The sequence below is a fragment of the Sphingomonas sp. P4_D12 genome, assembly GCF_056401895.1.
In genome coordinates, this window is sequence record NZ_JBFUIL010000005.1 from 41,268 (window position 1) to 55,871 (window position 14,604).

17 protein-coding genes are annotated in these 14,604 nt (G+C 65.3%); 5 read left to right on the forward strand and 12 right to left on the reverse strand.

Going from position 1 to position 14,604, the window contains the following annotated elements; translation table 11 throughout:
- Nucleotides 1–56: 56 nt before the first annotated feature.
- The gene (locus AC1DSD_RS10230) at nucleotides 57–1,199 is read right to left on the reverse strand and encodes an aromatic ring-hydroxylating oxygenase subunit alpha (RefSeq protein WP_478029929.1); all 1,143 of its coding nucleotides are present in this window, start codon (nucleotides 1,197–1,199) and stop codon (nucleotides 57–59) included.
- Nucleotides 1,200–1,261: 62 nt separating this feature from the next.
- Between AC1DSD_RS10230 and AC1DSD_RS10235 the strand changes: the two genes are divergently transcribed.
- Nucleotides 1,262–2,953, forward strand: coding sequence for an AmpG family muropeptide MFS transporter (locus AC1DSD_RS10235; protein ID WP_478029930.1), 1,692 nt, complete (start codon nucleotides 1,262–1,264; stop codon nucleotides 2,951–2,953).
- Complete coding sequence (locus AC1DSD_RS10240; protein WP_478029931.1) at nucleotides 2,953–3,714, forward strand: tetratricopeptide repeat protein; 762 nt, start codon at nucleotides 2,953–2,955, stop codon at nucleotides 3,712–3,714. The genes AC1DSD_RS10235 and AC1DSD_RS10240 overlap by 1 nt, the downstream gene beginning before the upstream one ends.
- 24 nt (nucleotides 3,715–3,738) lie before the next feature.
- Here the strand turns inward: AC1DSD_RS10240 and AC1DSD_RS10245 are convergent, their stop codons facing one another.
- The 11 genes from AC1DSD_RS10245 to AC1DSD_RS10295 form a co-directional block, all read right to left on the reverse strand.
- A complete protein-coding gene (locus tag AC1DSD_RS10245) occupies nucleotides 3,739–4,182 on the reverse strand; it encodes a DUF6628 family protein (RefSeq protein ID WP_478029932.1) in 444 nt (147 codons plus the stop codon).
- A 67-nt stretch (nucleotides 4,183–4,249) separates the two neighbouring features.
- On the reverse strand, nucleotides 4,250–5,578 hold the full coding sequence (locus tag AC1DSD_RS10250) for a bifunctional folylpolyglutamate synthase/dihydrofolate synthase (RefSeq protein ID WP_478029933.1): 1,329 nt from the start codon (nucleotides 5,576–5,578) through the stop codon (nucleotides 4,250–4,252).
- A 191-nt stretch (nucleotides 5,579–5,769) separates the two neighbouring features.
- The gene (gene accD / locus AC1DSD_RS10255) at nucleotides 5,770–6,627 is read right to left on the reverse strand and encodes an acetyl-CoA carboxylase, carboxyltransferase subunit beta (RefSeq protein WP_478029934.1); all 858 of its coding nucleotides are present in this window, start codon (nucleotides 6,625–6,627) and stop codon (nucleotides 5,770–5,772) included.
- Nucleotides 6,624–7,424 carry a tryptophan synthase subunit alpha gene (gene trpA, locus AC1DSD_RS10260; protein WP_478029935.1) on the reverse strand — a complete coding sequence of 267 codons (801 nt, stop codon included), beginning with the start codon at nucleotides 7,422–7,424 and terminating at the stop codon, nucleotides 6,624–6,626. The genes accD and trpA overlap by 4 nt, the downstream gene beginning before the upstream one ends.
- On the reverse strand, nucleotides 7,421–7,606 hold the full coding sequence (locus AC1DSD_RS10265; protein ID WP_478029936.1) for a hypothetical protein: 186 nt from the start codon (nucleotides 7,604–7,606) through the stop codon (nucleotides 7,421–7,423). Before AC1DSD_RS10265 ends, trpA begins: the two co-directional genes overlap by 4 nt.
- Nucleotides 7,603–8,844, reverse strand: a complete 1,242-nt coding sequence (trpB, locus tag AC1DSD_RS10270) for a tryptophan synthase subunit beta (RefSeq protein WP_478029937.1) — start codon at nucleotides 8,842–8,844, stop codon at nucleotides 7,603–7,605. Before trpB ends, AC1DSD_RS10265 begins: the two co-directional genes overlap by 4 nt.
- A gap of 94 nt (nucleotides 8,845–8,938) precedes the next feature.
- On the reverse strand, nucleotides 8,939–9,580 hold the full coding sequence (locus AC1DSD_RS10275; protein WP_478029938.1) for a phosphoribosylanthranilate isomerase: 642 nt from the start codon (nucleotides 9,578–9,580) through the stop codon (nucleotides 8,939–8,941).
- A 74-nt stretch (nucleotides 9,581–9,654) separates the two neighbouring features.
- Nucleotides 9,655–10,161, reverse strand: coding sequence for a GNAT family N-acetyltransferase (locus AC1DSD_RS10280; protein ID WP_478029939.1), 507 nt, complete (start codon nucleotides 10,159–10,161; stop codon nucleotides 9,655–9,657).
- Between the two features lie 9 nt (nucleotides 10,162–10,170).
- Nucleotides 10,171–10,845, reverse strand: a complete 675-nt coding sequence (gene pyrF / locus AC1DSD_RS10285) for an orotidine-5'-phosphate decarboxylase (RefSeq protein WP_478029940.1) — start codon at nucleotides 10,843–10,845, stop codon at nucleotides 10,171–10,173.
- Nucleotides 10,842–11,204 (reverse strand): hypothetical protein, encoded by a 363-nt coding sequence (locus tag AC1DSD_RS10290; protein WP_478029941.1) that lies wholly within the window; start codon nucleotides 11,202–11,204, stop codon nucleotides 10,842–10,844. The genes pyrF and AC1DSD_RS10290 overlap by 4 nt, the downstream gene beginning before the upstream one ends.
- Before the next feature lie 95 nt (nucleotides 11,205–11,299).
- Nucleotides 11,300–11,956: an alpha/beta hydrolase gene (locus AC1DSD_RS10295; protein WP_066807358.1), complete on the reverse strand. Its 657-nt coding sequence runs from the start codon at nucleotides 11,954–11,956 to the stop codon at nucleotides 11,300–11,302.
- Nucleotides 11,957–12,060: 104 nt separating this feature from the next.
- Here AC1DSD_RS10295 and AC1DSD_RS10300 point away from each other — a divergent pair, with 104 nt between their 5' ends.
- The 3 genes from AC1DSD_RS10300 to AC1DSD_RS10310 are packed head-to-tail and all read left to right on the forward strand — an operon-like array spanning nucleotide 12,061 to nucleotide 14,539.
- On the forward strand, nucleotides 12,061–13,134 hold the full coding sequence (locus tag AC1DSD_RS10300) for a cysteine desulfurase family protein (RefSeq protein ID WP_478029942.1): 1,074 nt from the start codon (nucleotides 12,061–12,063) through the stop codon (nucleotides 13,132–13,134).
- Complete coding sequence (locus AC1DSD_RS10305) at nucleotides 13,131–14,210, forward strand: cysteine desulfurase family protein (RefSeq protein WP_478029943.1); 1,080 nt, start codon at nucleotides 13,131–13,133, stop codon at nucleotides 14,208–14,210. The genes AC1DSD_RS10300 and AC1DSD_RS10305 overlap by 4 nt, the downstream gene beginning before the upstream one ends.
- Nucleotides 14,207–14,539 (forward strand): 2Fe-2S iron-sulfur cluster-binding protein, encoded by a 333-nt coding sequence (locus AC1DSD_RS10310; RefSeq protein WP_478029944.1) that lies wholly within the window; start codon nucleotides 14,207–14,209, stop codon nucleotides 14,537–14,539. The genes AC1DSD_RS10305 and AC1DSD_RS10310 overlap by 4 nt, the downstream gene beginning before the upstream one ends.
- Nucleotides 14,540–14,604: the final 65 nt, after the last annotated feature.

Genomic DNA, 14,604 nt, shown 5'->3' on the forward strand with positions numbered 1-14,604 from the left:
GATTAGGAGTTGTTGCACGATGGATGCCGGGACGAGCCCGGCATGACGATGGTCAGTTAATCGCGCAATGCGCTCTCCACCGCGTCATGGAACAGGCGAATGCCGCCTTCCATGCTGCCCAAGGTCAGCCGGTCGATCGCGCCGGACATCAGCCCTTCCTGGCACAAAGCCGCCGCGCGGAAATCTTCCGAACCGAAGACCTCGCCGTCGAGCAGGTTCCAGCTCTTTTCCCAATGCGCCTGCGCCTTATCCGTCGCGGGAGGCTCGGGGATCAGCATGAAATCCTCGACCAGCACGCGGTCGACGCCGCGCGGCATCAGCGTCATCAGGTTCATGTAATCGGGGCTGACCACCAGCACCGTCGCCGGGAACATCTGATAGGTATAAGTGATCGCGCGGCGCAGGGTCGGCCAGTCTTCCGCCGCGCAGTCGTCCGCGGACACGTCGCGACCGACCGCCGAGCGCTGGTGCGCGCCGATCATGTCGCCCGAAGCGACGCCATCCTTGAAGAACGGACCGATCGTCGCGGCATGGAGGCGCTGGACGTGGTAGCTCTCCAGGAAGGCATCCATGATCTGTTTCCAGTTTGCTGCGACATCGTGGGTGCGACGGCGGAATAGATATTGGCCGGCGAGATTGAAGGCGTCGAAATCATGACCCAGCGTCTCGGGCTCGGCGAAATCGGCGCCTTCGTCGAACGCGAACCAGATCAGACCGCCCGCTTCGCAGGTCGGCAGGCGGCGCAGACCGAACTCGCTTTTGTCGAGACCGGGAAAGGCGTCGGTGCGCGGCAGCGCGAGCAGCGCGCCGTCGAGTGCATACGTCCAGGCATGATAGGGACAGACCAGGCGCGCGGCACAGACCGGCTCCTGGCCCTCGACCAGCCGCGTGCCGCGATGGCGGCAGACGTTCATGAAGACGTGCGCCTTACCTTCACGGTCGCGCGTGATCAGCAGCGGCTTGCCATAGCCGTCATGCGGGACCGCCATGCCGGGGTCGGGCAGCAGCGCGGACGGCGCGATTACCAGCGGGCGCTTGGCGAAGATCGCCGCCCGTTCGGCCTCATACCTGGCCGGATCGGTATAGGCGGCGGCGTCGACATGGGTGATTCCGCCACCGCGCCGCTCGCCACCTTCGGCCAGTTTCTTCGCCAGCGCGAGCTGCCCCGCGGTCGGAGCGATCCTGGTCGCCACGTTCATGGGCTTCCTCTCCCGATTTTTGTGTTTAGTGTCTGCTTTAAGAGCATGGGGAGCAAGCCTGAATGAGCGGTACCGTGGTGACACGTCCCAAGGGGTGGCGGCTGTTCGTCGCTGCGCTTCGGACGCGCAAGTCGGCGTCGATGCTCGCGCTCGGCTTTTCGTCGGGGCTGCCCAATGCGCTGCTGATCGGGACGCTGACCGCCTGGCTGGGCGAGGTCGGGATCAAGATGGCGACGATTGGCGTGCTGTCGTGGATCGGCCTGACCTATGCCTTCAAATTCCTGTGGTCGCCTCTCGTCGATCGCCTGCAATTGCCAGTGCTCGGCAAGCTCGGGCGGCGCAAAAGCTGGATCGTGTTGTGCCAGACGCTGATGATCGTCGCTTTGTTGGGGATCGTCGTCACCGATCCTGCGCAGCAGATCGGCATTTTCGCGATGTTCGCCTTTCTCGGCTCGCTGGGCTCCGCGACGCAGGACATCGCGATCGACGGCTGGCGCATCGACGTGGCGGACGAGGATGCGCCGGTCGAATTGCTGTCGGCGGTCAACCAGCTCGGCTATCGCACGGCCAGCATCGTCGGCGGCGCGATTGCGCTCTACATGGCCGCGCGAATGTCATGGCCGACCGTCTATCTGGTGATGGCGGTGATCATGGGGCTAATGCTGCTGATCACGCTCGGCGCTCCCGATACCAAACGTGTGCCGAGCGAGGCAGTACAGGCGCTGTCCGAGCCGGGCGAGATCAGGCCGCGGACGCGTGCGATCGCATTGCTCGTCGTCGGAATCAGTTGGGTCTGGGCGATTGGCTCGCTGATCGGCTTCATGGTCTCGATGCTCGCCGACACGCCGCCGGGAGCAACCAAGCCGTCCCCGGCCGACTTCCTCAAATATCATGGTCCGGCGATCGTGATCGCGACTGTGCTCGTGCCGCTCGCCGTCGCCGCCATCCTCAACTGGCTGAAGACGCAGGGACGCCAGGTCCAGGCCGAGCGAGACACCACGGTTTCCGCATCGAGGACGGCCGCGAACCATCTCTATGGCGCGTTGATCGCGCCGCTCGCCGATCTCGTCGCGCGGCTCGGCTGGGGCGTGCTGATCGTGATCGGGCTGATCCTGACCTATGCGCTTTGCTACAATGTCTGGGGATCGTTCGCTTATCCGTTCTATCTGGAATTCATGCATTATTCGAAGGACGAGGTGGCCTTCGCATCGAAGATTTTCGGCATTATCATGTCGATCATCGGCGTCAGCCTGGGCGGCTATCTGTTCGCCAAGATCGGACGATTCCCCACCGTGCTGATCGGGGCGATCCTGCCGATCTTCGGCAATTTCCTGTATGCCGACCTCGCTGACGGATCGCCGCATATCGACCCCGTATTGCATTTCCTCCGGCTCGATTCGCTGGCAGTCGCACTAGGCAGCGACGAACGGATGGCGCGCTTGCTGCTGACGATCAGCTACGAGAATATCTCGACCGGCCTGGCGCTGGCTGCGTTCGTCGCGTTCCTGTCGGGTATCGTCAGCAAGAAGTTCGCGGCGGTCCAATATGCGGTGCTGTCGTCGCTGACCTTCCTGATCGGCTCATTGGGCAAGGGCATGGCCGGCGAAATGATCGACAAATACGGCTATGCCGACGTGTTCCGCTATGTCGCCGCGGTCGGCGTGCTGGCGATCCTGTTCGTCCTGCTCGAATGGTGGCGCGCCTCGCAAGTTCCGACGGTGGTGGAGGCCGGCAATACCGGCAAGCCTGCCTGATGCTGTTCCTGATCCTGTCGGGCGGGACGATCGTCTGCCAGATCGCCTGCGTGGTGCATTGCGTGCGCAACAGCCGCAACACGTTCTGGATCTGGCCATTGGTGTTCTTTCCGATGGTCGGCTGCATCGCCTATTTCATCGTCGAAGTGCTGCCCGGCATGCAGGGCAATCGCCATGTCCGCACGATGCGCGCGCAGGCCGCCAAGGCGATCGACCCCGAGCGCGAAGTGCGCTCCGCCCGCGACGCGCTGGGGCTGGCCGATACGATCGCCAATCGCATCCGGCTGGCCGACGCCCTATCGGCAGTCAACCGGCCGGCTGAGGCGATCCCGCTCTACCGTGAAGCGATCGCCGTGCAGCCGCTGCCCGACACGCGCACCGAAACCAAGCTTGCCCGCGCGTTGTTCGAAGAAGGCAAGATCGACGAGGCGCAGCAGGTGATCGACGCGATCGCCAAGCCGTCGGGGCAAAGCGACCGCGACCGCCTCGATCTGCTCCGCGCGCGGATCTACGACCATCTCGAGCGCAAGGACGATGCCCTGGCGATCTATCGCGACATCGTCACACGGATGCCGGGTGAAGAAGCGCGCTGCCGCTATGCCGCACTGCTGATCGAACTCGGCCGCAAGCGCGAGGCGCTGGGCGTGCTGGAGGAAGTCGAGGATCGCATGAAACGGCTCGATCGCCACCAGCGCCAGGCGGAGGGCGACATGTACCGCTGGGCGACCGACAAATTACGCGAGCTGCGCGCGGCGGGGTAGCGGGCTGCTTGGCCCCTTACAAATTTATTGAATACCGATTGGCAGCCCCGCATCCGCGAACGCCGCGGACAAGGCCGCCGCCGTCGCCACGATCGCATCGGCACGGCGTTGCGCCATCAGGTCAGCGAGCAACAGGCGGGCGGTTTCCGGGCGACGCTCGGCATGGGCGATCGCGGTGATCATCGTCTGCTCCGCCCAGGTCATCCGCGCGCAGCAGCACGGCGCGATCGGAATAGTGGTGGTCGAGGTCGCGGCGAGTTCGGCCATGAAGGCGCGTGCGAGCAATAGCGGCCGACGGAACCCCGCGCCGAATGCGCTCAGAAAGGTGTTCGCGGCGACCGCATCGTTGAGGCCGTGCGCTCCCATGCGACGGATCGCGAGCAGCAGGAGGCGTGCGGCCATTGTTTCCGGCAGGCTGTGCGGCAGGGCTTCGCTGACCAGCGACGCGGGCATTGGGGCAGGGGCCATCGGGCGACTCCATGGTGGGAGCCGCATAGTCGGTAAACCGCTATTGATAGTCAATCGCAATAATGCGTCACTCCGGCGCTTCGTCGTTCGCCGCGAGCACTTCGCCTGCCAGATAGAGCGAGCCCAGGATCATCGCCGTCACCGGTTTTCTGGCGTCGTCGGCGATCGCTTGCAGTGCCGCCTCGATTGTCTCCGCTGACTGCGGTGCCATGCCGATATCGCGGGCGACCGCACCCAGCACTTCCGCGCTGTGGCATTCATGACCACCGACCGGGACGGCATGAAAGCTCGCTGCCAGCCCGGCGAACGGCTGCAGTAACCCTGCGGGATCCTTGTTGGACAGCATGCCCACGATCATGTGCGCACCGTCTGTCTCGCGGTGATCCAGCACCTCGCGCAACGCCGCGGCGACGCTGGCGCCTGCGGCAGCGTTATGGCCGCCGTCGAGCCAGATCTCGCTGCCGGACGGCAATAGGCGCGTCAGCGGGCCGTCGCCGAGCAATTGCATCCGCGCGGGCCAGGTCGCGTGCTCGGCGGCGGCGACGAAAGCGTCGGGTGGGATGGTCAGCGTCTTCTGATGATGGAGCATGGCGATCGCCAGCGCGAGATTGCCCGGCTGGTGCGGCCCGGCCAGCACCGGCAGCGGCGTCTGCACCTTGCCGGCGGCGTCGCGATAGGTGAGCCGGCCGTCGTCGGCCGCCCAGAACCAGTTCCTGCCTTCGGGCGACACGGGCGCGCCGGCGGTGCGCGCGACGGCATTGACCCGCGCTTCGACCGATGGCGGGTAACGCATGGTGACGAGCGGCACTTGCGGTTTGGCGATGCCAGCTTTTTCGGCGGCGATATCCTCGATGGTCGTGCCCAGGAATCGTTCGTGGTCGATGCCGAGCTGCGCGATGCCGGTGACGATGGGTTGCGCGATGACATTGGTCGCGTCGAGCCGCCCACCGAGCCCGACCTCGACGATGCTGGCGTCGGCGGGCGTGCGGGCGAAGGCGAGGAATGCCGCTGCGGTCGTGACCTCGAAAAAGCTCGCGCCGATATCGCCGCCGGCGTCGAGCACTTCCTCGAGCAGCGGTGCCAGCTCGGCATCCTCGATCAGCGTGCCGGCGAGCCGGATGCGCTCGTTGAAACGCACGAGATGGGGGCTTGAATAGACATGCGTCGTGTAGCCCGCCGCCTCGATCGCCGCGCGCAGGAAGGCGCAGGTCGATCCCTTGCCGTTGGTGCCGGCGACATGGAGTACCGGCGGCAAGCGTTCGTGCGGATTGCCGATGCGCTCGAGCAATTCGGTGATCCGCTCGAGGCCGAGAATATCGGCACCGGGGGAAAGAGCCCATAATCGGTCGAGCTGGCGCTGCACCGCGGGATCGGAAGAGGTGGCGTGGTCAGGCATCTTAGTTCCCCTCCCATTCATGGGAGGGGCTAGGGGAGGGCGTGTTGGTCACCACGAACGGCACATGCCCTCCCAACTCGCGGTCTGCAACTGGCCGAAATGCGCCCCGCGCATTTCGCAATCATGCCGGGGGCATGATTGACCAGTTGTAGACCGTGAGTTCCCTCCCACAAGCGGGAGGCGAGAATCCGTCACGCCGCCTTACGCTGCCCACCGACATAATCGATCAGCCGCGCCAAGGTCGGGCGCAGTTCCGCACGCGGCGTCACCATGTCGAGCATGCCGTGGTCGAGCAGATATTCGGCGCGCTGGAACCCTTCGGGCAGCTTTTCGCGGATCGTCTGCTCGATCACCCGCTGGCCGGCAAAGCCGATTAACGCGCCGGGCTCCGAAATCTGCACGTCGCCGAGCATCGCATAACTCGCGGTGACGCCACCGGTGGTCGGGTCGGTCAGCACGACGATATACGGCAAGCCGACATCATGGAGCATCTGGATCGCAACCGTGGCGCGCGGCATCTGCATCAGGCTCAATATGCCTTCCTGCATCCGCGCGCCGCCCGCCGCAGTGAAGATGATATAGGGTGCGCCTTCGCTGATCGCCGCCTCGACGCCGCGGACGAACGCCTCGCCCACCGCGAGCCCCATCGATCCGCCCATGAAGGCGAAATCCTGGACGCCGACGACTGCCTTGCGGCCCTCGATCGTCCCGGTCGCGTTGATCAGCGCGTCGCTCTCTCCGGTGGCAGCGCGCGCCGCCTTGATGCGGTCGGTATATTTCTTCTGATCGCGGAACTTGAGCGGGTCATCCTGAACCTTGGGCGGAGTCAGCGTCGCGAACGAACCGGCGTCGAAAATCTGCGCGAACCGCACCTCTGGCCCAATCCGCTCGTGAAACGCGCAATTGGGACAGACGTAGAGATTGTCGGCCAGTTCCTTGGCGAACACCATCTGCCCGCACCCCTTGCACTTGTGCCAGAGGTTGTCGGGGCTTTCCTTCTTGGGGATGACGTACGACAGCGCGTTGCGGACGTTGGTCAGCCAGCTCATGCCATTTCCTTTCTGGCGGCGCGGATCGCGCCAGCGAGACTCGCGATATAGGCGCGCACCGGCTCGGCCGCATCCTTGCCATGCTGCCCGACCAGTTCGACGATCGCCGATCCGACCACGACGCCATCGGCAACCCGCGCGATCGCCGCGGCCTGATCGGGGGTGCGGACGCCGAAGCCGACCGCCACGGGCAGCTTGGTGGCGGCCTTGAGGCGCGCCACGGCTTCCTCGATCGAGGCCTGCACCGCCTGTTGCTTGCCGGTGATGCCTGCGACCGAGACGTAATAGAGGAACCCGCTAGCGCCTTCGAGCACGGTCGGCAGTCGCGCGGCGTCGGTGGTCGGGGTAGCGAGGCGGATCAGGTCGACGCCATTGCCGCGCAGCGCCGGGCCGAGCGAATCGTCTTCCTCGGGCGGGATGTCGACGCAGATCACGCCATCGACTCCGGCTTCCTTGGCGCGCTCGGCGAACCAATCGGCGCCGCGCCGCGTCATCGGATTGGCATAGCCCATCAGGACGAGCGGGACGGTCGGATGACGCTCACGGAACGCCGTCGCGATGGCCAGGATGTCCGCCGTGGTCGTGCCCGCCGCGAGGCTCCGCAAATTCGCTGCCTGAATAGCGGGGCCGTCCGCCATCGGATCTGTGAATGGCATACCGAGCTCGATCACGTCGGCGCCGCCCTCGACGAGGGCGTCGAGGATCGGCCCGGTCGCGAACCGACCGGGGTCGCCGGCGGTGACGAAGGCGACGAGGGCCGGGTGGCCCTTGGCAAAGGCTTGGGAGAGGCGGGTCATTGCCGGCTCCCTGCGCCAATACCGGCGAAGACAGCTATCATGACGATGATACCGAGCGATTCCAAATCCCCGAATCCGGCCTCGCTTTGCCGCAGGAGCCACAATCCGGCGGCTCTGACGATCAGCCCGACCAGCATGATCGAAACGAAGGTTCCGATCCCAGCTTTCCATGCGGCCGTCATATCTTCACTCCCAGCGCTTCGGCGACGGTGAAGATGTCCTTGTCGCCACGCCCGCACAGGTTCGCCAAGATGATCTGATTCTCGTTCATTTCCCGCGCCTTCTTGGTCACAGCTGCGATCGCATGTGAGGGTTCGAGCGCGGGAATGATGCCTTCGGTCCGACAGAGAAGCTGGAAGGCGTCGAGCGCTTCCTCGTCGGTTGCCGAGGTATAATCGACCCGGCCGATTTCCTTGAGCCAGGCGTGCTCGGGACCGATGCCCGGATAGTCGAGCCCTGCCGAGATCGAATGCGCCTCGGCGATCTGGCCGTCATCATCCTGGAGGAGATAGGTACGGTTGCCGTGAAGGATGCCGGGGAATCCACCGGCCAGGCTCGCGGCATGCTTGCGCTCGAGTCCTTCGCCCGCCGCCTCGACACCGAGCATGCGCACGTCGGGATCGTCGAGGAACGGATGGAACAGCCCGATCGCGTTCGATCCGCCGCCGATCGCCGCAACCAGCAGGTCGGGCAGACGGCCGATCCGCGACAGCATTTGCGCGCGCGCTTCCTTGCCGATCACGCTCTGAAAATCGCGAACCAGCTCGGGATAAGGATGCGGACCCGCTGCGGTGCCGATGATGTAGAAGGTGTCGTGGACGTTCGCGACCCAGTCGCGCAGCGCCTCGTTCATCGCGTCCTTGAGCGTGTTGGCACCGCTGGTGACGGGGATCACCTCGGCGCCGAGCAACTTCATCCGGAACACATTGGGCTGCTGCCGCTCGACGTCCTTGGCGCCCATATAGATGACGCAGGGCAGGCCGAAGCGCGCGCAGACGGTGGCGGTGGCGACACCGTGCTGGCCGGCACCGGTTTCGGCGATGATCCGCGTCTTGCCCATGCGGCGCGCGAGCAGAATCTGGCCGATGCAATTGTTGATCTTGTGCGCGCCGGTATGGTTGAGCTCGTCGCGCTTGAACCACACTTGCGCACCCTTGCCTGGCTCCGACCCGGCGCGGATCGCAGCGGTCAGCCGTTCGGCGAAATAGAGTGGGCTGGGCCGGCCGACATAATGTTCGAGCAGGTCGTCGAATTCCTGCGCGAACGCGGGGTCGACCTGCGCCGCGCGATATTCGCGTTCGAGGTCGAGGATCAGCGGCATCAGCGTCTCGGCGACGAAGCGGCCGCCGAACTCGCCGAAATGCCCGCGATCGTCGGGTTGGGTACGATACGAATTCGACAAAAGATCAGGGTCAGACATTACCGTTATTTCCTCGTCACAACATTAGGTCCAATCGCTTCGAACAGCGATCAGCGCCATCGTTGCGGGATGCGCAGGGCAGGGAGGATCGGCATCAGCATTGCGCCACCGCTTTAAGGAACGCGGCGATCTTGTCCACATCCTTGACGCCGGGCGCGGATTCGACCCCGGAGGAAACGTCGACCATGCGGGCGCCCGTGATAGTGACAGCCGGAACCACGTTTTCCGGCGTAAGGCCTCCAGCGAGCGCCCACGGACTCGAATGGCGATGTCCCTGCAGCATGGTCCAATCAAAGCGCAATCCCATGCCGCCTGGCAGCATTGCGTCATCCGGCGTTTTGGCGTCGTAGAGCACGCGGTCGACAGGGATGCTGGCATAGCGCTTGGCTTCGTCGATATCGGCGGCCCGCCTGACAGAGATAGCCGGCCAGACCGAATAGCCGCGCGCGTCCAGCTCTGCGACGCGAAGGAAATCCGTCGAGTGGAGCTGGATTGCCCACAGATTCGCGGCTTCCGTGGCGCGCGCGATCAGATCGTCATCGGGATCGACGAACACCCCGACCTTTCCGATACCGTCGGGAACACGGGCTGCCAGCGCGCGCGCTTGGTCGAACGTAACGTTGCGTGGCGAACGCTCGAAGAACACGAACCCAACATGACTCGCCCCGCCGGCAATCGCGGCGTCGAGCGTTTCTGGCGTGCTGAGGCCGCAGATCTTGGCGGTAACGCGGGACATGGCGGCGCTATAGACGCGGTGAGGGGCGGATGACCATGGGAGTGGCTCGGCGCGAACGGACGGCGATGAGGAATTCAGCCGAGCGGCTTTTCCAACACCACCATGTGAAGCGGCGGATCGACCACGATTGGAAAATCGCGCGTGCCGACCTGCGCGTAGCCCCGGCGCTCGTAGAAGGCGATCAACTCGGCGCGCCGATCGATCACCGTCATTTCGATCCGGTCGGCAGAAAATTCCCGGTGCGCGGCCGCTTCGGCCGCGGCGATCAATTGCTTGCCATAGCCGCCGGTCTGCAACAGCGGATCGACGCAGAGCAGTCCGAGATAGGCGAGTCCGCCGCCCGAATTGGCGACGCGAACGCAGCCGACCATGCGATCATCATCGAACCCGACCAGCAAGCGTTCCGCCGGATCGGCGATCATCGCCTCCAACTCGTCGACGCCGATCCGCTCGCCGTCGAGCAGGTCGGCTTCGTGCGTCCAGCCGGCGCGCGCATCGTCGCCGCGATAGGCGCGCTGAATCAGCGGTTGAAGCGTGGCGAGGTCGTCGCGCCGCGCGACGCGAACCGATAAATCGGACATGACAAGAACCTAAAGCGTCGCGCCGATCTCGCGCGCGGCGAGGTCGGGATCCTCGGCGGCAGTGATCGGCCGGCCCACCACCAGAATCGAGGCGCCGGCGTCCATCGCGGCGCGCGGCGTCACCACGCGCTTCTGGTCGCCTATCGCACCGTTGGCGGGGCGAACGCCCGGCACGACGAAGAAGCCCTTGGGCCACAATTTGTGTGCCGCCCGGACTTCCTCGCCCGAACACACGATGCCGTCGACCCCGGCGTCCATCGCCAGTTCGGTCAGCCGTAGCACCTGGTCGTGCGACGACCCGTCGACGCCGGTGGCGCGCAAGTCGTTCTCGTCCAGGCTGGTCAGCATCGTTACCGCGACGACCTTGGTATTGCTCGGCGCGGCGGCTTTGGCATCCTCCAGCATCGAGCGGCCGCCGCTGGCATGGACGGTCAGCACCGCTGGCTCGAGCCCGCGCAGTGCCTGGATCGCCTTGCCGACGGTGTTGGGAATGTCGTGTAGCTTGAGGTCGAGAAAGATCGGCAGGCCCAGCTCGTGCATTTCCAGCACGCCATGGCGGCCATTGGCCATGAAGAATTCGAGGCCTAGCTTGATCCCGCCGACATGGTGGCGGACCCGCGTGGCGATCGCCTTCGCCTTGTCGATATCGGGTGTGTCGAGCGCGACGTAGACGCGGCTGGTCATGGCGTCAGCTCGAGCGGCGGCTGTTTGGGCGGCTTGGGCGGTGCCGGCGGCGTGGTCGCGGCGATCGGCGCGGCAAGCACCGGACCGGGATCGGCGCCCATCGGCACCACAGGTTTCAGATCGGCGATCACGCGCTCGGCGGTCGTCAACCGCTGCGTCAGGCGCCAGCGGATCGTCCGGTAATAGAGCCAGGTCGGGACCACTCCGGCGAGAAACATGAATAACATCATGAAGGGAAGGTTCACTTCCGCGACCAACCCACCCCACAGGTTGATCGTCACCCAGCTCCAATTGCCATAGGTGAAGATCGCCGCGACGAAGCTGATCAGGCACCAGAAAAGGATCTTGAGGAATTGCATGGAGCGGGACGCTAGCGGGGCCGGTCAAGTTTGGCCAGACTTCCCGGCAATCCTCCCCATAAGCGATGGGGAGGGCCGGAGCTGTCCGCCGAGCCTCAGCGAATCGGCGAGTTCGGGTCGAGCCGCATATCCAGATACTTGTCCACGCTGCCCATCAGCTCGCCCATCTCATGCTCGAAGAAATGGTTGGCCTTGGGAATCGTGTCGTGGTGGATCGTGATGTGCTTCTGGGTACGCAATTTGTCGACCAGCTTTTGCACCGCGATCGGCGTGACGACCTCGTCATTCTCGCCCTGGATGATGATGCCCGAGGCGGGGCAGGGGGCGAGGAACGTGAAGTCGAACATGTTCGCCGGCGGCGCGATCGAGATGAAGCCGCGGATTTCCGGGCGGCGCATCAGCAACTGCATGCCGATCCACGCGCCGAACCCGAACCCGGCGACCCAGGTGGTCGAGGCTTCGGCATGGAAGCTTTGCACCCAGTCAAGAGCCGAGGCGGCGTCGCTCAGTTCGCCGATGCCATTGTCGAACACGCCCTGGCTCTTGCCGACGCCGCGGAAATTGAAGCGCAAGGTCGCGAAGCCGCGCCGCTGGAACGTCTTGTAGAGCTCGATCACGATGCGGTTGTTCATCGTGCCGCCCGACATCGGATGGGGATGCAGGATCATCGCGACCGGTGCGCGCGGCTTGGGCGCGGGGGCGAAACGACCTTCGAGGCGGCCCTCGGGGCCGGGAAAAATGACTTCGGGCATCGTGTCCTGTTCTTTTAGCCGCAGAGGCGCCGGTGTGGCGCTAAAGGTTGCGCGCTATATAGGCAGCAGGCCCCAACACGCAATTGGAACGAGTCGGACCCATCGTGAGCCAGCGCATCTATCTCGATCATGCCGCGACCACGCCGCTGCTGGCGGCCGTGCGCGAGGCGATGGCCGAGGGGTATGCGCGTTGGGCCAATCCGTCATCGCCGCATGCCGAGGGGCGCGCGGCCAAGGCGATGCTGGAGAAGGCGCGGACGCAAATCGCGGCGGCCTATGGCTGGCCGGGCGAAGTGCTGTTCACCAGCGGATCGAGCGAGGCGTTGGCGATCGCGCTGACTCGCTCGGCAGTGACGCGCCGGCTGGCGAGCGCGGTCGAGCACGACGCGGTGCTTCGCGCTGCCTATGATATCGTCCTGGTCTCAGTGGATTCGGTGGGACTTGTCGATCGCGCCGCGCTGGATGCCGCGATGGCGAGTGAAGGGCGCGCGGTCGTCGCGATCCAATGGGCCAATAGCGAAACCGGAATCCTCCAGCCAATCGCCGAACTGGCGGAACAGGTTCACGCCGCCGGCCATCTGCTGCTGGTCGATGCCGCGCAAATGCCGGTTGGCGCTGATCGCGAGGTGGCGCGCCATGCCGATTTCGTCGCGCTGTCGGCACACAAGCGCGGCGGGCCGATCGGTGTCGGCGCGTTGCTGGTACGTGATCTCGCGACGCTCGATCCGACCGGTGGGCAGGAGCGGGGATATCGGCCCGGGACGGAGAACATGCCCGGCATAATCGGCTATGCGGCAGCGCTCGCCGAGCCCGAGGACATTGCCGGGTACCGAGCATTGCGCGCCCATTTGGACGAGGAGATCAAGGCGTCGGGCGGTGAGCCGGTGCTGGCCGGCGCGCTGCGTCACCCGGCGATCGGCTCGTACCGTATGCCCGGTGTCGCCGCCACGACGCAGCTGATTCGCTTCGACATGGCTGGGATCGCGGTCTCCGCGGGAAGCGCGTGCGCGAGCGGCAGCATGAAGCCGAGCCATGTGCTGTCGGCGATGGGCTGGGACATGCAGGCGTCCCAGGAAGTGGTAAGGGTCAGTTTCGGACGATCGACGACGCGCACCGAGCTCGACGCGTTCGTCGCGGCGTGGCGCGAGATCGCGGCGTCACTGGCGCGCGCGGCATGATCTATCTTGATTACCAGGCGACCACGCCGCTCGCGCCCGAGGCGCTGGAGGCGATGCTGCCCTGGCTGCGCGACCAGCATGCCAATCCGCATTCGGCGCATGGTCCGGGACGGGCGGCTAAGGCCGCGATCGAAGTTGCGCGGGCGCAGGTTGCGGCGTTGCTGCCGGCTGGCGGAACGGTCAGCTTCACCAGCGGCGCGACCGAGGCGCTCAACTGGGCGATCAAGGGTGTAGGCGGCCCGATCGTGACCATCGCCACCGAACATGCCGCCGTGCTTGATACCGTAGAAGCCGTGGGTGACGCGGTGGTGCTGTCGGTTGGACATGACGGCCTGTTCGACCTGGATGTGGCGCGCGCGACCATCCGGCCAGGCGTGAAGCTGGTCGCGGCGATGCTGGTCAATAACGAGATCGGGGTGGTCCAGCCGATCGCGGAGATGGCGGCGCTGGCGCGCCAGGTGGGCGCTTTGTTCCTGTGCGATGCCGTGCAGGGCTACGGTCGCGTGGCGATTCCGGAGGGCTGCGATCTGATCGCGCTGTCGGCGCACAAGATTCACGGACCCAAGGGCATTGGCGCGCTGTGGATACGCGAGGGTATCGATCTGGCGCCGCTGCTCCATGGCGGCGGGCAGGAAGCGGCGGGGCGTTCGGGCACGCTCAGCCCGGCTCTGTGCGCGGGGTTCGGCGCGGCGGCGGCGCTGACGGCGGCGCGACGCGATCGGGACGCGGCTCATGTCGAGAGGTTATGGTCGGTAGGGCGGGCTGCCCTGAGCGCAGAATGGATCGTCAATGGGTCGATCGAGCACCGCTATCATGGCAATCTCAACATTCGGCGTGATGGGCTGGACGTGGCGCGGCTGATGTCAGATCTGCGCGACATCGCCTTTTCGGCGGGGTCGGCTTGCGCCAGCGGATCGGGAAGGCCGAGCCATGTGCTCGAGGCGATCGGATTGAGCGATGCGCAGGCCCGCAACAGCGTCCGGATCGGTTTCGGGCGCTATACGACCGAGGAGGAATTGGTGACCGCGCTACAGCGCATCGACGCAGCCGCCCGCGCGCAGAGAATCGCAGCATGACGAAGGTGATTTTCATCGAGCGCGATGGCGCCACGCGCGAAGTCGAGGCGCGGCCGGGCGATCGCCTGCTCGACCTGGCACAAAATGCCGGCGAGCCGCTCGAAGGAACCTGCGAAGGCCAGATGGCCTGTTCGACCTGTCACGTGATCATCGATGCCCAGGATTTCGCGAAATTGCCTCCCGCCGTCGAGGAGGAAGAAGACATGCTCGACCTTGCCGCTGGGGCCACGCGATACAGCCGACTCGCGTGCCAGATCTGGCTGAACGACACGCTCGAAACGCTGACCGTGCGCATCCCCTCCGAAGCCAAGAACATGCAGGGACGCTGACCTAAATTCTTAATGTCTTACAGTGACTAAGCATTATTTCGTTCGTGGAACGGCCGCTGCATGTT